We start from the raw sequence: 22,350 nt of genomic DNA, 5'->3' as shown, positions 1-22,350 counted from the left end.
TTATGAAGGTCAAAGAACTAATGTCGCAGCCGGTCGTCACAATATCGGCCACCGCATCGCTTGCCGATGCGGCAACGGAAATGCTCGAAAAGGGCTTCGGATGCCTTCCTGTGGTCGGCGAAACGGGCGAACTTGTCGGCCTTGTAACCGAATCGAGTTTTGCCGCAAAGAGCGTCGGCGTGCCGTTCTCGACCTTTCGGGCACCGCAGGTGCTCGGCCAATGGCTTTCGCCGGATGGGCTGGAAAAGATCTACGATTCGGCCAGAGCAACGCCGGTCGCAGACGTGATGGTACGTTCGGTCGTTACGATAGCAGAAGACGAGCCGGTCGCTTCTGCGGTGGAGCTAATGCTAAAACACGACATCAATCGGCTCCCGGTCGTCCGCAGTGGCGTCCCGGTCGGGATAATTGCCCGTCACGACCTGCTTCGAATGATGATCGACGAGCGAGCTTGAAAAAGCTGTGGGTGATTACCTGATTTTACTTTGCGGGTTGGCTGCGGCGGCGATCGGCGGCGAACTGTTCGTCCGCGGCGCGGTCGGCTTGGCGAGGTGGGCACGCGTACCTGCGGGGATAATCGCCGCGACCATCGCGGCTTTCGCCACCTCAAGCCCGGAACTTGCGGTCTCGGTCGGTTCGGCCCTCCAGGGCACGCCGCAGATCGCGCTCGGCGACGCTCTCGGCAGCAACGTCGTCAACATCGCGGTGATCCTCTCGGTCGCCCTCGCCTTTTCGGCGATCACTGCCTCGAAAGACACCGTAAAGCGTGACTTTCCAGTAGCACTTCTCGCCCCGATCCTGACCGGCATTTTGCTCATCGATGGAGAGATCTCCCGGCTTGATGGAGCCGTGATGCTCCTCGTCTTTGTCGCATGGATCGTGGCGGTGGTGATCGAGGTCCGCAAACAGCGGGCCAGTTTCGCTCATCTCCCGGAGACCAAAGGAAAAACGATCATAGTTCTTTCCGCTGTTGGCGGGCTCGTCTCATTGGTCCTCGCCGGCCACCTGATCGTGACCGGGGCAAAGTCCATCGCACTTTCCTACGGGCTCAATGCCTTCATTGTCGGAGCGACCGTTGTTGCGGTCGGCACATCGATGCCTGAGCTTGCGACCGTTATCATCTCAAAGCTTCGCGGTCACGAAGAGATCGGGCTCGGGATGATCCTCGGGAGCAATATCTTCAATAACCTCTGGATAGTTTCAGTCGCCGCCCTTATTACCCCAATGACCGGCCTGCCGGTCGGCGAGGTCGCCGTAGGGCTTGGCTTTGGCGTCGTTACGGTCGCTCTCACATTTCCTGGACGTGACGGCGTGATCGGCCGAACTCGCGGTCTGATTCTCTTTGCCTTGTATACCGCCTACCTGATCACCATCGTCGGCTATCGCTAGAATCGGTAAATGGCAAATTGAGTTTTCGGGGCTTTTGTATAAATCTATATAGTTTGAGCAATGTTCGGGCTTTGACGTAAACATGCGAGGGCGTGACGGCCTCCGCTGTGTATCCGTCGGGCTCGAGAGACCATAGCAATAATACTTTTTAACCGATGAAGCCAATACTTCGTATAAGAAATGAGCGCCTGACAAAGGCGTTCAAGGAGTTTTTTGATAGTGAGAAATCCAGCGCGATGGTGCTGGTCGGATGTACCGCTGTTTCGCTTCTGCTGGCGAACATCATCGGACAGGCATATCCGGATTTCTACTTGAAAACATACCTCGGTGTCGAGGGGTTCCTGAGGCTCAGCGTTGAACACTGGATCAACGACGCTCTGATGGTGATCTTCTTTCTGATGATCGGGCTTGAACTTGAACGCGAACTTTACGCCGGCGAGCTTTCAAACGTCAGAAACGCCCTGCTTCCGATCTTCGGCGCCATCGGCGGGCTTGCTCTTCCCGCGCTGATCCACTTCGGTTTTAACGCCGGAACTCCGACACAAGCCGGTATCGGTATCCCGATGGCGACCGACATCGCCTTCGCGATTGGCGTCCTTGCCTTGCTCGGCAGCCGTGTTCCGGCTTCGCTCAAGGTGTTTCTTGTCGCGCTCGCAGTAATGGACGACCTCGGTGCGATCATTATCATCGCTATCTTTTACACCGCCGAACTCTCCCTGGTCTATCTTGGGCTTGCGCTCGGCGTCTTCGCATTGCTGATCGCCATCAACCGGCTCGGCGTTATGAGCCTTATCCCGTATCTCGTCGGCGGGCTTTTCATGTGGTTCTTCATGCTCAAATCGGGCGTTCACGCAACTATCGCGGGCGTGCTTCTCGCGTTTGCCATTCCCTTCACCCACAAACGTGATGACGAGAAATCACCGTCCTACAGGCTCGAGCATTTGATCCACCGGCCGGTCGCGTTCATCATCTTGCCGATCTTCGCCCTCGCAAATACCGGCATCGTCATCGGGGGAGACTGGGCAGCGGACCTCTCAACTACAAACAGCCTCGGCATCATTCTCGGCCTGGTCGTCGGCAAGCCCATCGGCATTACCCTCGTCGCATTCATTGCTGTAATGGTAGGCATTTGCCGCTTGCCGCTCGATCTTAATTGGAAACACGTGCTCGGCGCAGGCTTTCTTGGCGGCATCGGGTTTACAATGTCGATCTTTATCACTAATCTTGCGTTCGTCGGCGGCTCTCCGGACTTCGTCTCGGCGACCGTGAATTCGTCAAAGATGGCGATCCTTGTCGCTTCCGTTACAGCCGGAGCTTTGGGCTTCATTTTTCTCAAGTTGTTCGGCCAGCCGAATGTCGGCGACTTCGACATGGACACGATGGATTATGAGGTTGACGAGAACGGCGAGGAACAACCCGCCTGACCTATGGCAAACGGATTCTCAAGCGTACCCTTCAAGACGGAGACCAACCACGGCCTCACGTCGGTCAACGGGATCGCCAAATTCTCTTCAGCCGGCGTCGTGCTCGAGTTTGAAGCAAAGCTCTTCGGCATCATCGGCGGCGGTGTGAAAGAGGTTCGCCTGCCGATTGCCGAGATAATGGACATCCGCTTTCGCAAGGGCTTTTTCAAACGAGGCGCGAAGATCGTCATCCGAACTCAGACGATGGCCGTCCTTTCCGAACTCCCGAATCAGGACGGCAAGCTGACGCTCAAGCTCGCTAAGGATGACTGGGAACGCGGCCGCTCGGCGGTCGAAGAGATCGATCGGTCGCTCGCTGAATACCGTGCCGAGCTTCCTCCTTCGCACACTCCACTCGAGCAGGTCTTTGCCGAATCCGACGTGGACGAGGAAGAGACGAAAAAATTGGACCGCTAGACCAAAGGAGGAAAACCATGCCGAAATTCGTTATTGAACGCGAGATTCCCGGAGCCGGCTCGATGTCCCCGGAGGACCTGCAGGGAGCTTCGGCCAAGTCCTGTAGCGTTCTCAATCAGCTTGGGGCCGAGATACAGTGGATCCACAGCTACGTCACCGACGACAAGATCTACTGCGTTTACACCGCACCGAACGCCGAACTCATCGAAGAGCACGCCCGCGAAAGCGGCTTCCCCGCCAACCGAATTTCGGAGGTCAGGGCCATCATCGACCCCACCCGTGCCGGCTAAAAAGCCGCCCGCGAAACCATTTTCTGCCCTCGGCCGAAATGAAAGGCAAGTTCATTTCGAAACGAGCAGACAATGGGAAGGAAAACTTTCACTTTCTTCATGGCCGCTTGCGTCCTTTTCTGGACGGCGGTCATGAGCGTCAGCGGCCAAAGCCGCGTCTCAAACTTCAGCCTTCAGGACCAGAATGACCGAAAGGTCGAGGTCAACTTTCCGAGCGACCGGCCGGTCGTCTTCGTATTCGGCGACCGCGACGGGGCGAAGCAGATCGACGGATGGGCAACGCCTCTCTACAAAAAGTTTGACGGCAAGGTCTATATGTTCGGCATCGCCTCGCTAGGCGGCGTGCCGAGCTACGCCCGCGGGCTCGTCCGCCGCCTGATCAAACGGCAAACGCAGTTCCCTGTCCTGCTCGATTGGGGCGGTAAGGTCGCGAAAACCTACGGCTACGAAAAGGACAAGGCAATGGTGCTCGTCGTCGCGAGAAACGGCAATATTCTTTCAACTAAGTTTGGGGCCGCGAGCGAGGCGGAACTCAATGCCGTTATCGCCGACATCGAAAAACAGTTGCGGTAAAGCTCTCGCAAACATCATGACATTAACGAACCGGGCCAAAAGTGCCCGGCTTTTTTTTGGCCCGGGATTCTTGTATTCTAGTCATTTGTAACATTTTATATTCAGCACGTTTTAAGACACGGAGATCATATGAGCGTAGAAGTTGTAATGCCCCAGATGGGCGAATCGATCACGGAGGGCACCGTCTCGAAATGGTTAAAGCAGGTTGGCGACGCCATTGAAAAGGACGAAGCGATCCTTGAGATCTCGACCGACAAGGTCGACGCCGAGGTCCCAAGTCCGGCGGCGGGCAAACTTCTCGAAATACGCCATCAGGAAGGCGAGACCGTAGAGGTCGGAACGGTCGTCGCCGTCATCGGAGCCGAAGGCGAAGCTCCGGCACCGAGTGCTCCGAAAAAAGAGGAAGCCCCCGCAGCGGTGACTCCACCGATCGAAGAAGCTCCCGCTCCGGCGATCATCGCTGATGCAGTTGCGGCAAGCTCGACCCCGGCACCGCAGGCCGAAAGCACGGCAGACAGCGGCGATGCGACCGAGATCGTGATGCCGCAGATGGGCGAATCGATAACCGAAGGCACCGTCTCAAAATGGCTAAAGGCCATCGGCGACACCATCGAGAAGGACGAGCCGCTGCTCGAGATTTCGACTGACAAAGTTGACGCCGAGGTTCCGTCACCAGCAGCCGGAAAGCTACTTGAGATCCGCGTCCAGGAAGGCGAAACCGTCGAGGTCGGAGCTGTCGTCGCTCTCGTCGGAACTTCAGCAGGCGCCGCATCGGCAGCACCGAAACCCGCCGCCGCGCCCGCAAAAGCAGAGCCCGTTCCCGTAACCGCACCGAAAGCTGAAGCCGCCACCGCCGGTGTTGCAATGCCGGCTTCGAACGGCCGTTCGGCAGATATCGACGAACTCCGCCGGACAAAATCGAGCCCGCTCGTCCGCAATATAGCCAAAGAACACGGCATCGACATCAGCCGCATCCCCGGCTCGGGCATCAGCGGCCGCGTAACAAAACAGGACATCCTTTCCTTTATCGAGACCGGTGCCGCACTCCGGCCGGAGGACCTGCTCACCAAAGGCGCCGCAGGGACTTCCGCGGCACCGAAGGCAGAATATAAGCCGACCGCGATCGTTCAATCCGCCGGCGACCGCGTCGAGAAAATGTCCGTGATGCGGAAAAAGATCGCCGAGCACATGACCTTCTCAAAGCGCACCTCGGCACACGTCACCAGCGTTTTCGAGATCGACATGACGAACGTCGCCAAGTTCCGCGAGCGTAACAAGGCCGAGTTCCAGGCGCGTTATGGCACCAAGCTCAGCTACATGCCGTTCATCTTTCAGGCTGCGACACACGCCATCCGCAAGCTGCCGATCGTCAACGCTCAGGTTGATGGCGAGAACGTCGTCTATAAAGGCGACATCAATCTCGGCATGGCAGTCGCGCTCGATTGGGGCCTGATCGTCCCGGTCATCAAAAAGGCCGACACGCTCTCGCTCTCCGGCCTCGCCCTCGCGGCAAACGACCTCGCCGACCGTGCCCGAGCCAAAAAGCTTAACCCCGATGAGGTCACCGGCGGCACGTTCACGATCACAAACCCCGGAGTTTTCGGCGGGCTCTACGGCACACCGATCATCAATCAGCCGCAGGTCGCGATTCTCTGCGTCGGTGCTATCGAGAAACGTGCGAAGGTCCTGACAACGCCCGATGGCGACGACTACATCGCCGTCCGCCAGATGGCATACTTTGCCCTGACCTACGACCACCGAGTAGTCGACGGCGCCGACGGCGAACGCTACCTCGCCGCGCTCAAGGAATACCTAGAAACCACCGATTTCAGCATCTAAAGCTTTCGCCACTCATCAAAAAGCCGGGCCCAGGGAAACTCTCCCCGCCCGGCCTTTTTTTGATCAAGTAAAGTTCTTGACACTTAGGCGGGCGGGGCGTACTATGATTGACAAAAGTCAGTCAGGTAGTTGTTTGATGCTTTTCCCGCACTCCCAGCTCGTTTACGACAACCGGCGTCTCCCAAGGCGTTCCGGCTCGGAGTGTCCGCGAAAAGCCTTTCAAACATATTCGCAAAACAAGAAATGCCCTGAAGGTTACGGCAATAACCCTCAGGGCGTGCTTGTTTTTAACCGTCTCTGCTGCATAGGAACAACAGATGCGACCTGTCACCGGTAGGCGCTACGCCACCTCTGTATTCATCCTTGTACTCATCATTGCCGCTTGTATTGCGGTGTCGGCTTAGGAGCCTCCCGTCGCGGATGATCGGCAACAGGACAAGATAACGCGGTTTGAGATTGGCGGGCATGGAACGATAATGTTTCAGGGCGGTGACATTGAAACTTCTGACATAGTTTTCTTACGAGCCGGGTTCAATGATCGGGTTACAGTCGATAAGCGATACGAAAGCGGCTTCGGCGGGCGCTTCGCATTCAACGTCACTAGAAACCTCGCGTTAGAGAGCGAGCTGAACTTCACACCAAGTACCAAAACATTTGATGAAATAATTAGAGGCGGATCGATTCCAACCCGTCGGTCATCGGGTGGCGAAAAAACGCAGTTCCTTGCTGGGGTGAAATATGGTTATAGAGGAAGGCGATTTGGTGTCTTCGGAAAAGTTCGACCGGGGTTTATCCGTTTTAATGCATTTCCTTCAATCGACTTTCAATTCGTCGTCCAATCGCCTGGCGGGGGCCAACCAAAGGATATCTTGATTGGTGTATCCGAAAAGCCGGCGACGTTCTTTAATGTCGATATTGGGGGCGTTTTCGAATACTACCCGACAAAAAGAACAGTGATCCGTTTTGACGCAGGCGACACGATCATTCGCTTCCACGGACAGGACCCGAAGGCGATCAATCCATCGTTCACGCGAAACAACCTGCAAATGAACCTTGGGGTTGGGTTTCGTTTCTAGGCATTTCTCTTGAGCTTTTGCATCCGCCGCAAAGCGCCGAATTCGGGCTTGATGTGAAAAGGAATGGGTTCGCGGTGTCGGTTTCCTTCTTGCGAATGCCTCGCCGGACTCGTCGTAGGCGAGCGGGAGCAAGATTTTCGGCACTCGTTTTGGGGCATGAGATTCAAACAAGCAACGCAAAAAATCTCTCGACATTTTCGTATTATTTTCATACACTTTGGTTAATGTTTCGAACGGCCTGTTCTAGGTACTCGAATGCTTCCTCCCTGCGGACATCGCGGAGCCGTTTATTTTCCGATGTTCTACCGCAACCGGCCTCATTTTCTGAGGACTATCGTTACGTGGCACGCTTTTTGATTATTAGACCGGGTAGGAACGCTCGGTGAGCCGTTTTCGTACGGTTTTGATATCAGGGGAAATTGGTCACGGCACCAAAAGTATTGCAACCAAACGGCTTCGCCGGGCGTCTATTTCGGGCAACTTATCGGAACGGTAAGGCCTTTTGAGGAGAAAAGATGATTATGAAAAGAATATCTGTTTTGTTTATGGCACTCGCCATCGGTGTTGTTGGTGCGGTCGCACAGGACGCACAGCTTCGCAATCTTGTTAACGGACAGAAGTATGACATCAAGGGCACGATCGTTTCGAAGGAAGATGACAATACGTTCATCGTCCGCGATACGGTTGGTGTCGATACGCGTGTCGTAGTTGCACCGAACGCAAGCGTCCGGGCAAATGCAACGTTTGGTTCGGGCGACCGCTTTCCGGCCGCTTCGCTCGTCCGCGGGCTGAACCTTTCAGTCGAAGGCCGCGGTGATGCCAATGGCAGCCTTGCCGCCACCAAGATCCGCTTTGATAAGAGCAATCTGCAGACGGCACAGTCGATCGATTCTCGCGTAGCTCCGGCCGAAGAAAGGCTGACGGCTGCGGAGGAAAATGCGAAACGTGTTTCCGGCCAGATCGATGAACTGATGGCCATCTCGAACGCCGCTCGCGGTGGTGCACAGGCCGCACAGGACACTGCCGATGCGGCGGTTGCCGGTGTCAATGCCACCAACGAACGCATCTCGGCTCTTGATGAATATGTCGTCCAGAGCTCGGCGACGATCAACTTCCGCGTCAACAGTGCAGTGCTTAGCCCTGAGGGCAAGCAGCAGCTCGACGAGGTTGCCGCAGCCGCCGCGACGCTTCGCGGATATGTTATCGAGGTGACCGGTTTTGCTTCGGCCGAGGGCAATGCTCGGGCGAACAAGATACTCAGCGACCGGCGTGCACAGGCAGTCAAAGACTACCTGATCATGACCCACAACATCCCGCTTCGCCGGATCGGTAATTCGTATGGCTACGGTATCGCCAACCCGATCGCCGAGAACACGACACGCGAAGGCCGCGAGGCCAACCGCCGCGTCGAGGTCAAGCTGCTCGTCAGCCGCGGACTCAACCAGAATGTTGAGGTTCGCTCGACCGCCAACGACGGCAACTAGTTGCCGCGTTGGTCACAAAAAATGAAGGGCAGCGTTTGCCGAGCAAACATCCGGTACTCGCTGCCCTTTCTTCAAGCTTACTCTCCCAAAAAAGCTCCACCGCTATGCTCTGCAAAAATCTCTTCAAAACCGCATTCTCTCTCTTTATTTTGATCTCGGCCGCTATTGCCGCGACGGCCCAAACGCCGACCGCGACGCCGCCGATAGATGACGACGAACCGATCCGCATCGATTCGCGGCTGATCGTCGTGCCGGTTTCGGTCGTCGATGCGAGCGGGCTGCCGGTGACGGGGCTGACGCAAAGCGATTTTCAAATCAGCGAAGAGGGCCGGCGGCAGCAGATCGAATCGGTCGGTAGCGCGGAGAGCGTTCCGCTTGATATCGCACTGCTATTTGACGTCTCGGCAAGCACCGACACGATGTTCCGCTTTCAGCAGGAAACGGCCGTCAAGTTTTTGAAGGATGTATTGCGGGCCGAGGACCGGGCCGCCATTTTCACTATCGGTGAACGGGCGCTTCTCGTTAGCGGGCTTGCCCAGGCCGGCCCGGCAACCGAGAGCGTGCTCGCCATACCGGTTGAGCGTGCCAAGCAGCCGACGGCGTTCTTTGATTCGGTCCGTGCGGCGGCCGATTATCTTCGCGAAAATTCGCAGTCCGGCCGGCGGCGCGTGATCGTCGTTATCTCCGATGGCGAGGACAACTACAGCCTCGGTGTGCAGCGGGCACAGCGGACCGCCGAACGCCGCGTTGTTGAGAACCGGCCCGACCCCGACCTCAAACGGCTCGGCCAGATCATCCAAACGGCACAGCAGACCGCCAAGGTCACCGAGCGGCAGAAGGTGCTCCGTGCGCTTCAGGACGCCGACACCGTTATGTACGCCGTAAACCCGGCGGGCAGCTCCTATCGGCTGAACCAGATCAGCGTCTTCGGCCAGGAGAACATGCAGATCTTTGCCGATGAGACCGGCGGCACCGCGTTTCTGCCGAACTTTGGCCCGATCGACACCAACGACAATTACCTCAACGGCAACAACCGCCGCAAAAACACCGAACTGCTCGAGCAGATCTTCCGCCAGCTCGGCAACGAACTCCGCGCCCAGTACCTGATCCAATATTACTCAGACGCGACGTACCCCGACGGCAAGCTCGTAAAACTCTCCGTAGGCCTCGGCACCCGCCCGGCCGCCCGAGTCCGCGCCCGCCAAGGCTACTACGTCCGAAACTAAAACCGTGTCAGAGGCCCGAGCGTAAGCAAGGGCTCTCAATAGTGACGAGTGAAGAGTGACAAGTGACGAGTCTGGAATCTGGAATCTGGAATCCGAAATGCAGAGGCCCGCGCGTAAGCAAGGGCTCTCAATAGTGACGAGTGAAGAGTGAAAAGTGACAAGTGACGAGTCTGGAATCCGGAATCTGAAATCCGAAATCCGAAATGCAGAAGCCCGTCCGTGTCAGTAGCCCGCACGTAAGTAAGGGCTCTCAATAGTGACGAGTCTGGGGTCTGGAATCTGGAATCTGGAATCCGAAATGCAGAAGCCCGTCCGTGTCAGTAGCCCGTCCGTGTCAGTAGCCCGCACGTAAGTAAGGGCTCTCAATAGTGAAGAGTGAAGAGTGACAAGTGAAGAGTCTGGGGTCTGGGGTCTGGAATCTGGAATCTGGAATCCGGAATCTGACCACTGACCACCGACCACTGACAACTGACAACTGCTAAAGGCTCCGCCGCTCTATTTGCGGTGAAGCTCAGCTTCACCGTCGCGTCCCGACCCAACACGCGGCTCCGCCGCCCAGTCGACCTCAACGGCATGCACCACAAAACTCACAGAAACAAATCTGGAATCTGGACTTCACTGTGGGCAATGTGACACTTGCGAAAAGTTAAACACCGCTTAGAAACCTGCGAAAAAAGTCGTTATATAATCTACCGAGCAGCCGTTACTAAATCGCAAATGAAGGAGGTGGACCTATGTTAAAACGCGTGCTCGTAAGCCTATTGGTTCTCGTATTTTCCGCAGTTCATGTTTTTGCTCAAACCTCTGTAAACAATCCAATTGTTCAAGATCGGCCTTCTATGGTGCGGGCGACGGTTGAAAAGGTGGGAGTGAACGGCCGAATAAAGCGGCTCGTGCTAAACGACGGAACAAAGCTCAAAGGGTTTATCAAAGAGATCAATTCAGATAGCTTCGTACTGGTTGACGGGTATCGGGTTGTCGGCGGCAGGGTTGAGGCGGTAGATAAAAGCAATAGTGCTCGAGAAATTCGGTTTGATGAGATCCGGGAAATAAGACCATTCAAAGGCAATAAAGGCGGTGCGATTGCCGTCGGTGTCATTGTCGCGGCAGCCGGCGGCGGACTTCTTTACCTTCTAGGACGATCAGTTTCGAATTAATGCTTTATGGATTGTTAAAACGTGTCGCCCGTGAATCGATCCGATCGTCGTGTTGCTCGCATGGCGATCGTTTTCGGTTTTCGTCGTTTCCCACTTTTGGGATGACGTGCGTTTTTTCGGTTGTCGGGCACAACGGACAAACCAAGGTACAACAATACGCGTTATGAGAATCGTTTTAGTGCAGGCAGTTTTGCTCGGATCGGTAATCCTCCTAACTTCTGGGCACCTTTACGGTCAGCAGAACTGCACAATCATCGAAAAAATGGCGGAACTCGAAAGCTGGGGTTCTGAATCTGTTGAAGAGTCTCACGATGGATCAGTTGTTTTCGGGCAGGATAGGAAGTCTGGAAATATCAAGCTGTGGAGCGCTCAGACCGGACGGCTTATAAACGTTTTGAAGCCTGATGACGACACCTTCGCCGTCGGCGACCGAACTGTCGTAAGCGCCGATGGTCGGATATTGGGGGCACGATTGAAGAATAGGAAGACGATATGGATCGGGGAATCCGAGTCTGCGCAAAAAATAGCAGAGTTTTCGACGGAGCCATTCAAAACTTCTTTCAAGACTTATATGAGCCCCGACGGTCAGCACGTCCTTGTTGGCAATTATGATAAAGGTGCCGCTCTCTGGGATGCGACGAATGGACGCTCGATCGGTATTCTTCGGCACGCGCAGTTGAAAGATGCGAATTGCAACTCTTTTCCCTTCCTCAGAGCTGCATTCAGCCCTGACAGCCAAACGGTTGCGACAGCCTACTCCGGTGGGATCTTTGTTTGGGATGCTCGCGATGCAGGATTTGTAAATCGGCTGAACATCGACGAGAAGCCCGGGCGAGCAAACGTGAGGGGGCAAAGTCAATTTTACGACCTTGCTTTCAGCCCGGACGGGCACTTTTTGGCTGCTGGGAGCCGGGACGGAAAGGCTCGACTGTGGGACGTGCGAACTGGAGAACTGGTTTATACGTTCGAACAAAATAGCAGAGTATTTAGGACAGTCTTCAGCCGTGACGGGAAATATCTGGCTACAGTCAGCTACGATAGAAAAGACGTAAGAATGTGGGAACTTGCCACTGGCCGTCTACTCTACAACGTAAGAAGCATCGGTGCGAGGCCCTGGACCGTGACATTTAGTACTCCGGAGGTTGGTCTCGTGTCAATTGTAGTGGCAGACGGGATCGAATTCAGGAGTATCGCTTCCGGGGAGCTTGTCCAAAGATGCCCGAAAACCTTCGGCTATTTCCTTTCGAGCGGCTCAACTTTTGTCGTCGGATCGGGAACATCCGGTGTCGGACTTTACCGAATTACTGATCCCGGACTTCGAGAGAACATCGAGGTTCGATGACCTTAAGCCAAAGAGCACAGAAAGCACGGACGAAGGCACACAGAACATCAGAACCAATCCCGAACCCGCCCGCTTCGATCATTTTATTATTGACATTTTCGTTGCTTCTTTGCTACAGTCGTTGTGGTGATGAGTAAGAGTCAACATTTTGGGATCGGTGGCTCGGGGCGAGGGGTGTTTGACAATGTTCAACTATTTAGGGGCTCTGGGCGGCCGGCGGCGGCTGCTGCGAACTTTTCCGCACCCGCCGGGCAAATCCGCCCCGTGTTTCAGTTGTTTCAGTTGTTTCAGGCGTTTCACTTGTTTCACGTGTTTCATTTGTTTCAGCGTTTCACCTTGTTTCAGAAACGCGCACTCTCCGCAAAAAATGAAACACGCCCAATGCGGAATACGCATGCAGAAGCCCGCGCGTCAGCAAGGGCTTATCTTCAAATTCGGAATTCGGATCTTGTATTGCGGCACCTTCTACCACCCCGTCCGCCGAAGCGGCGTCCACCCCTCCTTATCAAGGAGGGGAGCTTTCGGACTGCGGAAGCCCGCGCGTCAGCAAGGGCTTATCCTCCAATGCGATCTTCGAAATCTGGAATTTGGAATCTGGAATTCCCGCAGGCCGGGACTCAAAACCTTCTACCACCCCGTCCGCCGAAAGTGCATGCGGGTTGGGCAAACTGGCCGCCCGCTTACGCAGGCGGTTCCGACATCTTGCGGCGGTATTTGTGGGTTATGGGTCGGCGGCGGCCAACTCCGATGGCGTTTTTCGAAATTATAAGCGTCGGCGGGAGCTGGCGGCGTTTGAATTCGTTTGCCGGGTGCTCGACCTTGTTGAGTATCGAAAAGACGAGCTCGGCGTCGTTGCCGGCGGCGATGATCTCGGCGGGCGAGGCCTTCTGTTCGAAATACATCCGCAGCACCGGGTCCATCAGCTCGTATGGCGGCAGGCTGTCCTGGTCAAATTGGTTCGGGGCAAGCTCGGCCGAGGGCTTCTTATCGATGATCGCCTGCGGGATCACTTCCCTGCCGGCCGCGGCGTTGATGTGGCGGGCGATCTGCCAGACCTCGGTCTTGAGCACGTCGCCGAGCACGGCGAGCCCGCCGTTCGTATCGCCATACAGCGTGCAGTATCCGACCGCCAACTCGCTCTTGTTGCCGGTCGAGAGCACAAGCCGGCCCTCGGCGTTCGAGATGGCCATCAGGATCACGCCGCGGATCCGCGACTGCATGTTCTCGGCCGCGAGCGAGTCGCCGCCCCGCGTCGGTTTATCAAGCCCCATCTGCCGGAGCAGCACTTCAAAGGTGTCGCTGATCGGTTCGATTCGGCTTTGGCAGCCGAGATTTGCGACCAGCTCCTCGCTGTCCTTGATGCTCCCTTCGGACGAAAATGGCGACGGCATCATTACGCAAAGCACGTTCTCCGGCCCCATCGCCTCGCAGGCGAGGGCCGCGACGAGCGCCGAATCGATCCCGCCCGAAAGCCCGAGCACAGCGGTCCGGAAGCCGTTCTTTGCTGCGTAGTCGCGAATGCCGAGCACAAGAGCACGGCGGATCGATTCGACCTCGTCGCCCGAGATCCCGCGGGCATCCGGCCGCCGAATGTCGAGCTCGACCGTTTCGACGAATTCCTCAAAGGCCGCCGCCTGGAGGATAATGTCGCCCTCGGCATCGGCCACGAGGCTTGCACCGTCAAAGATGATGCCGTCGTTTCCGCCGACCAGATTGACGAAAACGATCGGCACGCGATTCGCCCTCGCCCGGTGCGAAACCATCTCGCATCGCAGCCCGATCTTCCCCTTGTTATACGGCGAGGCGTTGATGGCAACGATCAGCTCGGCACCGCGTTCGATGACGATATCGGTCGGGTCTTTCTCATAGAGCCGCTCCCGCCAAAAGGTCTTGTCGTTCCAGAAGTCCTCGCAAACGACGACGCCGAGCTTACACGGCTCGCCATCGCGGCCGGTGATCTCAACAATGCCGTTCGGGTCGGTCTCGGGCTCAAAGTAACGCGGGTCGTCGAAGACGTCATACTCCGGCAGAAGGGTCTTATCGACAAATCGGACTAAGCGGCCATTCGAGATCACCGCCGCCGAGTTAAAAAGCCGCCGGCCGTCGCGTTCGGTATTCGGGCGGATGGTGCCGACAACGGCGGTTATGCCCTCGGTCGCGGCAATGATGCGGTCGAGCGGCTCGAGCGAGGAGTTGATGATGTCGCGGTCCTGAAACCAATCCTGCGACGTATAGCCGTGGATCGCGACCTCGGGGAAAACAATGATGTCCGAGCCATCGGCCTTCGCCTGCCCGATGGCCGCCAGCACCTTCGCCACGTTTCCTTCAATGTCGCCGTTGGTCGTATTGATCTGCCCGATCGTCACCCGCATAAGGTGATTATATTTTAATCCGGGCAAAAATTCGCTCGCAGCAGCAGGTTCGGGAATATTCTCTGCCGCCTCGAGACTTAGCTATGTAGAAACCGATCACAAAGGAGTAATGATGAACCTCTTAGCAATTCTTTTTGTTACATTCGTTTTTGCATGTTCGGCCGTCGGCACCTGCGGTCAAATGAAAACTACCGAACGCTCGCGGACCGAGCCGGTCGCTGTCGGCCAGGCGGCTCCGGATTTCACGCTCAACGACCACAACGGCCAAAGCGTCACCCTTTCAACGCTGGGCCGACCGGCGGTCATCGTCTTTTACCGTGGATATTGGTGCCCCTTCTGCGCGAAACAGCTTGCCGACCTCCGCGGGCTTTTGAAAGCGAGCGACGATGTCGCGATGTTTGCGATCTCGGTCGACCCCGCTGAAAAGAGCCGCGAACTGGCCGCAAAGATCGAAAAGGACGGCAAAGGGAAGATGAACTTCCGGCTGCTCTCCGACCCCGAAAGCAAAACCATCGACGCCTACGGAGTTTACGACCCGAGCTACGCCGGAAAGGGCTTCGACGGCATTCCCCATGCGTCGGTTTTCGTAATTGACGGTCAGGGAAAAGTCGTATGGGCCCGGATTGAGACCGACTACAAACAGCGGCCGACCTTAGACGAGATAAGGGCCGGGATCGATCTCGCAAAGCGTTAAAAAAAATAACCGGGGCCACGATAGCTGCAGCGGCCCCGGTTCTTGATGGTTTTTCGACGTCTATTTCGTAAGGGCAGCTAGCGGATCACATCGACCTTGCAGAACGTGATCTTTTTCCAGGCTCCGTCCGCCGTCACCGCCGTCGCTTTCATACTCAGCGCCAAAGCGAGGCAGCTTCGATCCCCGAGCGAAAGGCCCATGTGTTTTGTGAGCGGACGGAGCTCAGCCGTTTTGCGAGCTTGATCGGTATCAAAATCGATTATCTCGATTCCGAGAGAATAGAAATCATCAAGCACATGCTTATTGAGTTGGCCAGCTTCGGCGAGTTTTGTGAATACCTCGGCAATGTTCACAGCGCTCGCTTGTGAATCGCCGATCACGGCCTCGACCCTTTCGGCTCCCGGTTCTCCTTGAAGGGCGGCGAGGATCGCTGAAGAATCAAGTACCCACTTACTCATTCTTTGCTTCCTCTCGCCTTTCGGCAATAAGCTCGTCGACCAACGAAACGCCGGGTGGAATCGCCTTCTGAAGTCGCTTCTGAATGCGTCGCAACGCCGCTTGGCTTGACGTCACGGTGAGAGAATCACCGCGATGCTCGAGGTTCACCTGGTCGCCGATCTCAATCCCGAGACGGCGTCGCATTTCTGCCGGGATCACGATCCTACCGCCCTGAGTTACTCTTGTCCGCACCACATGCCCCATAAATGTCACACCACCGCCAAATGACATTTTATCGCCATTTGGCACAAACAGCAACTAATTTTTGATCTGGTCTATGCAGAGGGCTCGATCGGTTCGGCAGCCTTCTTCACCATCGTCAGCCGGTTGCCGCGGTCGTTGTAGGCGACCTCGTCCATTATGTTGTAGATAAAAAGGACGCCGCGGCCACTGGTTTTGAAAAGATTTTCGGGGTCGAGCGGGTCGGGGATATTCTTGACGTCAAAGCCTTCGCCTTCGTCCTCGATGGTAAAGCGGGCCTCTTTGCTCGAGACCTCGGCCGCGATCCGCACCAGCTTTGCAGCATCGAATTTGTTCCCGTGCTTTACCGCGTTTACGAAAGCCTCATCAAGAGCAATGAAGAGGTTGGACTGCTCGGGCTTGATCACACCGAGCTTCTCCACGCGTTTCATAAGATAGTCGAGCACAATGTGCATCAGCGAGATCGCACTCGGCAATTCAAACTCGATGTATTCGTGAAGGTCCTTAACACTTTCGATGGTATCCACATATCGGATCTTGTAATCAAGGGTGGTCGCGACAAGGTTTTTCAGCTCCTCTTCGTCAAAGCCTTCGCGGCGATAATTTGCGGCACATATCTTAAACGCCTTGATGTGCTCGGCATCGCTCTCTTCTGAAAGATGAGGAAGGCAAACGGGCCCGCTGCCATTCTCGCCCGCTGCTCCGCGGGGGCTAATGACATCCAGGTCGCTGATCACAAGGTCAAACGACTCTATATCGCTTCGTTCGACCGCGGCGGCACGACTAAGCAGAACGTCAACTGTATGCCCAACGTGGGAAAAGACCTCGTGCAAGGACGAGGCCAGATCGTCGTGGTCATCAATTATCAGTATCCGACGCTGCATTTAACCCCTTTGTTTTAACGAAAAGAAAAGACCCTCAGTTGCAAATAATACCCCAAGTTGTTAGTTATTTTCTAACTGTGCCGGAACTTACGGAAAGCGCTTACCAATTTGCAGGGCTCGAACGTTACACTTTCGGCCAGCGGTTGGTCATTCGTCTTGCCGGCCTTGCCTTCTATCTCGCGATCCGGATCATCGGCTCTACACTCCGGTTCGAACGTACAGGCTGGGAAAACTTCGAGGCGATCGAGGCCGCCGGGCGGCTCCCGATCTATGCCTTCTGGCACGACCGCATCGTCGCCGGAACCTACTATTTCCGCGACCGCGGCATCATCGTTCTCTCATCGACCAGCTTTGACAGCGAGTACACCGCCCGCTGCATTCAGCGGTTTGGCTTCGGAATTATCAAGGGCTCCTCGACCCGCGGCGGGATCCAGGCACTCGTCGGAATGATCCGTATGATGAAGCAGGGCTACCCGATGGCATTCACACTCGATGGGCCAAAAGGCCCGCGTTACGAGGCGAAATCAGGGCCTATCTTGCTCGCAAAAAAGACGGGCAATCCGCTGATGCCTTTTGTGATCGAGGCGAATAGTTTTTGGACCATCGGGAGCTGGGACCGGCTGCAGATCCCAAAACCTTTCACGCGGGCGAACGTCATCATCGGAACGCCGATCTACGTCGATAAAAACGCTCGCGACGAAGAGCTTGAGGCAAAGCGGCTTGAGCTTCAGGCTTCGCTAGACGAACTCGTCGAAAGAGGCTCAGCTTGGAGAACAGGGTCGTGATCATCCTCTGAAATAGCCGCGGCCGCCATCAGCACGAATGCAAGCCATATCAGGTCGGCAAACAGCAGATGCCCTAGCTGCATCACGATCGGTGCCAGCATCAAGAGCGTGGCCGCTCCCCATGCGATCTGCACGAGAACAAGGCCCGACATCCAATTCCCCCACTTCGCAACCGAAACCCGGCCCGATGCCTTTTTTACCGCGTCCGAGAGAAAGACGAGGAACACCGCCGTAAAGATCGAAAGGATCGGGTGAAGAATACGCAGCCGGAGCAGGATGTGCGAATCCGGGTCGAAGTCTTTCGCGATGCCCTCGGCAAGCGTCTCGGAGGGAAACAGCATCGTTGAAAGAGCGGACATCGATCCGGTGATGCCGGTAATAAATATCGCCGCCATTCCAACAAATAGCAGCACCCAGACCTTTCGCCGAGCCGTAAACGTCAGCCGCCGCGGCCCGCTTGCATACCAGGCCGTTAGCGTAAGGAACGCCATCAGAATGAATGTGTTTATCAAATGGCCGGCGGTCCAGTAAGGCCGCGTCGGCGTCCAATTCCCGGCCGTGTTCCCGGTCAAGACAAGCCCGCCGCCGATCGCCCCTTCGACGATAATGAAAAACAACGAGAGCAAAGCCAGCCGCCGAACCAGATGCCGCTTCGGGAACTGGCGGAATGCCCAGATGACCAAAGCGATGACGATAAAACCCGCCAGCAGGCTCGTAACGCGATGCGAGAACTCGATGAGAGTTTTGAGTTCAGGGGCCGAAGGTATCGGCTCGCCGTGACAGGTTATCCAGTGTTGGCCGCAACCATCGCCGGAGTGTGACGCCCGCAGAAAAACGCCCCACAGTATCACCAGGAGGTTATAAGCGACCGCAAACCACGCGAAGCGGGCGAACGCGCTCAATTTCGTTTGCCAGGCTGTTTTGATAGATTCGTCTGTGTCGGCCATAGCTTGGGTTTGCAGGTTTTGACGAAAGAATAACACCCACGGCCATAGCAGTGAAATTCGGCCGCGGTTAGCTGGTCTTAATGGAAATAGAACACTTCTTTACCTGCCCCTATTGCTGGCAGGAGATCTCATTCATTCTCGACCCCTCGGTCGCGGAGCAGAGTTATGTAGAAGACTGCGAGGTCTGTTGCCGGCCAATACGCGTCGATTACACATCGGACGGCGAGGAAATAATGGACTTCACCGCATCGGCCCTCGACGACTAAGCCGCAAATGGAGAAAAAGGAACGCATCGACAAATTGCTCCACGACCGCGGCCTCGCTCCATCGCGGTCAAAGGCACAGGCGATGGTGATGGCCGGCGTCGTCCTTGTCGGAGATCGCCGCGTCGAGAAGCCATCGGAGACATTCGCTCCGAAGGCTGCCATTCGCATAAAGGGCGACGCCCCCGAGGCTCGATACGTCGGCCGCGGCGGGCTCAAGCTTGAGCATGCACTTCGCGAATTTGCCCTCGACGTTGCCGGAACCGAGTGTATCGATATCGGCTCCTCGACCGGCGGTTTCACCGATTGCCTGCTCCAGCACGGCGCAAAGGGCGTTGTCGCAATAGACGCCGGAACGAACCAGCTCGACTGGAAGCTCCGGAGCGACCCTCGCGTTGATGTTCGTGAGAACACAAATGCTCGCGAATTGAAGCCTTATGATTTCGTCTCGCCGTTTGACCTCGCCGTTATGGATGTCTCGTTCATATCGGTCACAAAGATCATCCCGGCGATCGTTCCGCTTCTTCGCCCAGAGGGCAAGCTTGTCATCCTCATCAAACCGCAATTCGAGGTCGGCAAGGGCGAGGTCGGCAAAGGCGGCATTGTGCGTGAACCGGAAAAGCACGAACGCGTCGTAAACGAGGTAAATGAATTCGCGGCATCGGCAGGGCTCACCGTGCTCGGGGTCACCGAATCGCCGATCACGGGAGCGGAAGGCAACAAGGAGTTTCTTGGTTGTTATGAGCGAAGCTGAACGCGTGCCGGCGTCGAGGAAAGAATTTGTCGAGGGCGAAGACTATTACTTCGAGAACGGCCTATTGGTGATGACCGCGAAATATCTTCGCGAGCGTGGCTATTGCTGCGGAAACGGCTGCCGCCACTGCCCGTACCCGGCCGCGGATCAGAGCAGGAACTCTTCAAGCTCGTTGTGAGCCGGAGCTAGCTCGGCAAAGAGCGGCTCTTCGACCCGTTCGATCTCCGGTTGCGGCTGTCTCCGGTGTTCCGACCTCGGCTTTGGCACCTCACTCAACTCTGTAGCAACTGCGTCCGCATTGATGAAATCAATCGGCGTCCGGGCGATCTGAACCAAAAGCTCAGGCGTACAGCAGACCGTTTCGTACTTTTCCAGATCGAGCCGAAGGTCTTCCTTTTCCGCAAGCCAATCTAGAGCCGTCTCAAGCATCCGCCTTTCTCCATCGTCCTCGGGCCAGACGATGCTGTAATGCATCCACTTACCATCACGGCGGGCCTGAACGATCCCGGCATTTCTGAGATATGCGAGATGCCGCGAGATCTTCGGCTGGCTGTCGCCGAGCACCTCGGTGAAAAAGCACACGCAGACCTCGTTCTGTCGCATCAGATTAAGCAGCCGAAGCCGGGTCTTATCGGCCAATGCCATATAGAATTTCTCCATGCTTTCGAGGCTGTCCGGACTTTTCATATGCAAATAATAACATATGTGTCAATTGTTTACTTGACAAAGCTGGGAACGAGGAATACATTCGCTTATACATATCTGTTATTGCGTATATGAAATAAACCTGGAGAGAACATAATGTCATCAAATAATGTCACATACCTTAAGCCGCATATATCTTTGAACGTCAGGGATATCGAAAAAAGTGTCGAGTTCTGTTCAAGGCTTTTCGGGCAAGAGCCTGTAAAGCTTGTAAAGAGCAGCTCGACCGTTCACTCGGTCATTCGCGAGCAGGCGGGCGAAGAAAGCGAGGCCCCGCGATTCGGCTACGCCAAGTTCGATGTCGCCGCACCGCCTCTCAACTTTGTCCTTAATGAAGTGCCCTACTCGGAAGGCGGAACGCTCTCGCACCTCGGGCTTCAGGTCGCAACGACCGAAGACGTTCTAAAGATCCGCGAGCGGTGGGTCGAGGCGGGGCTCATGACCGTTGACGAAATGAAGGTCGATTGCTGCTATGCCCTGCAGGACAAGACCTGGGCACGCGACCCGGACGGCAATGAATGGGAAGCCTTTGTCGTGCTCGAAAACACCGAACCGTAGGCCGAGGCCTGCGGCTGCGGTGAAAAGGTCGAGCACGCCGAGCTTTCAACCAACGTCTGTTGCACACCGAGCCAAAAGGCGACTACCATTGGGGCGACATCAGCGCCATGCTGCTGAGTCTCAGACGAAAATTTCGGACGCGGATCGGGTCGTTACGGCAGGCCATCAACGATGATTGAACTACGGTCGTTTCGACCCGCTCGATCCGCGTCCGGATATTCGCCTCAATACCGACATGAAAGAAGATTCATTCGAAACATTAGCCGTCCACGCCGGCGAAGACCGCGAGGCGCATTTCGGTGCCCTTTCGGTGCCGATCTATCCGGCATCGGTCTTCGCGTTCACCGACCCTGACGAAGGCATCGCGATCCACAACGACGAAAAGCCCGGCTACTACTATGGTCGGCTCGGAAATCCGACGCAGACCGCGCTTGAGCAAGCGATGGCCGTGCTCGAAGGCGGCGAAGCGGCTCTGGCACTTGCCTCAGGAATGGCGGCGATCTCAGCGGCGGCCTTTACTCTTTTGAAGGCCGGCGATCACGTCGTTGCACCTGAATCGATGTATTCAACGACCACAAATTTCCTGCGATATATCGGCGGGCAATTTGGCATCGAGACGACCTTCATTGATGCCGAAAATGCCGAAGCTTACGCGGCGGCGATCCGCCCGAATACACGCATGTTCTGGGTCGAATCGCCGTCGAATCCGCTGGTCAAGATCACCGACATCGCCGAGGTCAGTTCGATCGGCCGAGCCGCGGGAATCGCGACGGTCGTCGATAACACCTTTGCCACGCCATATAACCAGCGGCCGCTCTCGCTCGGTGCTGACCTCGTTATCCATAGTGCGACCAAATATCTCGGCGGCCACAGCGACCTGACCGCCGGCGTCATCGTCGGCCGCGGCGAACTCGTCGAAGCCGCCCGCATAGGCCCGGCGAAATTCTATGGCGGCAATATCGCACCGCAGGTCGCCTGGCTGGTGCTCCGCGGCATCAGAACTCTCGCCCTTCGAATGGAACGCCATAACGAAAACGCGATGCGCCTTGCCGAATATCTCTCGGAGCTTTCGGCGGTCAAGGCTGTGCACTATCCCGGCCTTGCCGATCATCCCGGCCATGAGACCGCAGCACGGCAGTTGCGCGGGTTTGGCGGAATGCTCGCCGCCGACGTTGGGACGGCCGATGCCGCGAAGTCCCTCGTTGGAAAGCTCCGCGTATGCACCTTCGCCACCTCGCTCGGCGGAGTCGAAACATTGATCCAACCCGTTGCACTTATGACCCATGCGACACTCTCGCCCGAGGAACGCGCGAAGGCCGGGGTTTCCGATGGCCTGCTTCGTATTTCCGTCGGTATCGAGAACATCGATGATATATGCGAAGACATATATAGGTCTCTGATGGAAGACCGGATCTAGTTCGAGTCTCTGGCCT

General features: G+C 56.2%; 25 protein-coding genes. 19 read left to right on the top strand and 6 right to left on the bottom strand.

Features of this window, described 5'->3' with window-relative positions; all coding sequences use genetic code 11:
• Positions 1-2: 2 nt before the first annotated feature.
• The 12 genes from IPM21_08390 (at position 3) to IPM21_08335 (ending at position 12,256) form a co-directional block, all read left to right on the top strand.
• On the top strand, positions 3-455 hold the full coding sequence (locus IPM21_08390; GenBank protein ID MBK9163917.1) for a CBS domain-containing protein: 453 nt from the start codon (positions 3-5) through the stop codon (positions 453-455).
• A 7-nt stretch (positions 456-462) separates the two neighbouring features.
• Positions 463-1,389 (top strand): calcium/sodium antiporter, encoded by a 927-nt coding sequence (locus IPM21_08385; GenBank protein MBK9163916.1) that lies wholly within the window; start codon positions 463-465, stop codon positions 1,387-1,389.
• A gap of 155 nt (positions 1,390-1,544) precedes the next feature.
• On the top strand, positions 1,545-2,813 hold the full coding sequence (nhaA, locus tag IPM21_08380; GenBank protein MBK9163915.1) for a Na+/H+ antiporter NhaA: 1,269 nt from the start codon (positions 1,545-1,547) through the stop codon (positions 2,811-2,813).
• A gap of 3 nt (positions 2,814-2,816) precedes the next feature.
• Positions 2,817-3,269, top strand: coding sequence for a hypothetical protein (locus tag IPM21_08375; protein ID MBK9163914.1), 453 nt, complete (start codon positions 2,817-2,819; stop codon positions 3,267-3,269).
• Between the two features lie 17 nt (positions 3,270-3,286).
• Positions 3,287-3,559 (top strand): DUF4242 domain-containing protein, encoded by a 273-nt coding sequence (locus IPM21_08370; GenBank protein ID MBK9163913.1) that lies wholly within the window; start codon positions 3,287-3,289, stop codon positions 3,557-3,559.
• 72 nt (positions 3,560-3,631) lie between these two features.
• Positions 3,632-4,132, top strand: coding sequence for a hypothetical protein (locus IPM21_08365; protein MBK9163912.1), 501 nt, complete (start codon positions 3,632-3,634; stop codon positions 4,130-4,132).
• 129 nt (positions 4,133-4,261) lie between these two features.
• Positions 4,262-5,971: a 2-oxoglutarate dehydrogenase, E2 component, dihydrolipoamide succinyltransferase gene (gene sucB, locus IPM21_08360; protein MBK9163911.1), complete on the top strand. Its 1,710-nt coding sequence runs from the start codon at positions 4,262-4,264 to the stop codon at positions 5,969-5,971.
• Positions 5,972-6,840: 869 nt separating this feature from the next.
• A complete protein-coding gene (locus IPM21_08355) occupies positions 6,841-7,047 on the top strand; it encodes a hypothetical protein (GenBank protein MBK9163910.1) in 207 nt (68 codons plus the stop codon).
• Between the two features lie 521 nt (positions 7,048-7,568).
• Positions 7,569-8,531, top strand: a complete 963-nt coding sequence (locus IPM21_08350) for an OmpA family protein (GenBank protein MBK9163909.1) — start codon at positions 7,569-7,571, stop codon at positions 8,529-8,531.
• A gap of 104 nt (positions 8,532-8,635) precedes the next feature.
• Entirely contained in the window at positions 8,636-9,757 is a 1,122-nt protein-coding gene (locus tag IPM21_08345) for a VWA domain-containing protein (protein MBK9163908.1), read from the top strand.
• An 869-nt stretch (positions 9,758-10,626) separates the two neighbouring features.
• Positions 10,627-10,914 (top strand): hypothetical protein, encoded by a 288-nt coding sequence (locus tag IPM21_08340; protein MBK9163907.1) that lies wholly within the window; start codon positions 10,627-10,629, stop codon positions 10,912-10,914.
• Between the two features lie 163 nt (positions 10,915-11,077).
• Complete coding sequence (locus IPM21_08335) at positions 11,078-12,256, top strand: hypothetical protein (GenBank protein ID MBK9163906.1); 1,179 nt, start codon at positions 11,078-11,080, stop codon at positions 12,254-12,256.
• Between the two features lie 680 nt (positions 12,257-12,936).
• Here the strand turns inward: IPM21_08335 and IPM21_08330 are convergent.
• Complete coding sequence (locus tag IPM21_08330) at positions 12,937-14,655, bottom strand: NAD+ synthase (GenBank protein ID MBK9163905.1); 1,719 nt, start codon at positions 14,653-14,655, stop codon at positions 12,937-12,939.
• Positions 14,656-14,740: 85 nt separating this feature from the next.
• On the opposite strand from IPM21_08330, the gene IPM21_08325 reads away from it, so the two are divergent.
• Complete coding sequence (locus IPM21_08325; protein ID MBK9163904.1) at positions 14,741-15,322, top strand: redoxin domain-containing protein; 582 nt, start codon at positions 14,741-14,743, stop codon at positions 15,320-15,322.
• A 77-nt stretch (positions 15,323-15,399) separates the two neighbouring features.
• Here the strand turns inward: IPM21_08325 and IPM21_08320 are convergent, their stop codons facing one another.
• The 3 genes from IPM21_08320 to IPM21_08310 all read right to left on the bottom strand — a co-directional run bounded on the left by IPM21_08320 (position 15,400) and on the right by IPM21_08310 (position 16,905).
• On the bottom strand, positions 15,400-15,780 hold the full coding sequence (locus tag IPM21_08320; GenBank protein MBK9163903.1) for a type II toxin-antitoxin system VapC family toxin: 381 nt from the start codon (positions 15,778-15,780) through the stop codon (positions 15,400-15,402).
• The gene (locus IPM21_08315; protein MBK9163902.1) at positions 15,773-16,024 is read right to left on the bottom strand and encodes an AbrB/MazE/SpoVT family DNA-binding domain-containing protein; all 252 of its coding nucleotides are present in this window, start codon (positions 16,022-16,024) and stop codon (positions 15,773-15,775) included. Before IPM21_08315 ends, IPM21_08320 begins: the two co-directional genes overlap by 8 nt.
• 71 nt (positions 16,025-16,095) lie before the next feature.
• Positions 16,096-16,905 (bottom strand): ATP-binding protein, encoded by an 810-nt coding sequence (locus IPM21_08310; GenBank protein ID MBK9163901.1) that lies wholly within the window; start codon positions 16,903-16,905, stop codon positions 16,096-16,098.
• 77 nt (positions 16,906-16,982) lie between these two features.
• On the opposite strand from IPM21_08310, the gene IPM21_08305 reads away from it, so the two are divergent.
• Positions 16,983-17,690, top strand: coding sequence for a lysophospholipid acyltransferase family protein (locus IPM21_08305; protein MBK9163900.1), 708 nt, complete (start codon positions 16,983-16,985; stop codon positions 17,688-17,690).
• Here the strand turns inward: IPM21_08305 and IPM21_08300 are convergent.
• The gene (locus tag IPM21_08300; protein MBK9163899.1) at positions 17,633-18,637 is read right to left on the bottom strand and encodes a COX15/CtaA family protein; all 1,005 of its coding nucleotides are present in this window, start codon (positions 18,635-18,637) and stop codon (positions 17,633-17,635) included. The two genes, IPM21_08305 and IPM21_08300, sit on opposite strands and share 58 nt — an antisense overlap.
• Before the next feature lie 80 nt (positions 18,638-18,717).
• On the opposite strand from IPM21_08300, the gene IPM21_08295 reads away from it, so the two are divergent.
• From IPM21_08295 to IPM21_08285, 3 genes are read left to right on the top strand one after another with little or no spacing between them, the layout of a single operon-like run.
• Positions 18,718-18,903, top strand: coding sequence for a CPXCG motif-containing cysteine-rich protein (locus IPM21_08295; GenBank protein MBK9163898.1), 186 nt, complete (start codon positions 18,718-18,720; stop codon positions 18,901-18,903).
• 7 nt (positions 18,904-18,910) lie between these two features.
• Complete coding sequence (locus tag IPM21_08290; GenBank protein MBK9163897.1) at positions 18,911-19,654, top strand: TlyA family RNA methyltransferase; 744 nt, start codon at positions 18,911-18,913, stop codon at positions 19,652-19,654.
• Positions 19,641-19,832 (top strand): hypothetical protein, encoded by a 192-nt coding sequence (locus tag IPM21_08285; GenBank protein MBK9163896.1) that lies wholly within the window; start codon positions 19,641-19,643, stop codon positions 19,830-19,832. The genes IPM21_08290 and IPM21_08285 overlap by 14 nt, the downstream gene beginning before the upstream one ends.
• Here the strand turns inward: IPM21_08285 and IPM21_08280 are convergent.
• Positions 19,802-20,341, bottom strand: a complete 540-nt coding sequence (locus IPM21_08280; GenBank protein ID MBK9163895.1) for a metalloregulator ArsR/SmtB family transcription factor — start codon at positions 20,339-20,341, stop codon at positions 19,802-19,804. The two genes, IPM21_08285 and IPM21_08280, sit on opposite strands and share 31 nt — an antisense overlap.
• 114 nt (positions 20,342-20,455) lie before the next feature.
• Between IPM21_08280 and IPM21_08275 the strand changes: the two genes are divergently transcribed.
• Positions 20,456-20,917 (top strand): VOC family protein, encoded by a 462-nt coding sequence (locus tag IPM21_08275; protein ID MBK9163894.1) that lies wholly within the window; start codon positions 20,456-20,458, stop codon positions 20,915-20,917.
• 175 nt (positions 20,918-21,092) lie between these two features.
• Positions 21,093-22,334, top strand: a complete 1,242-nt coding sequence (locus IPM21_08270) for a PLP-dependent transferase (protein ID MBK9163893.1) — start codon at positions 21,093-21,095, stop codon at positions 22,332-22,334.
• Positions 22,335-22,350: the final 16 nt, after the last annotated feature.

The organism is Acidobacteriota bacterium (genome assembly GCA_016716435.1).
Taxonomy (GTDB): Bacteria; Acidobacteriota; Blastocatellia; order Pyrinomonadales; family Pyrinomonadaceae; genus OLB17.
Note: the sequence above shows the minus strand (reverse complement) of the source record. Positions and strands in the feature narration are given on the sequence as shown.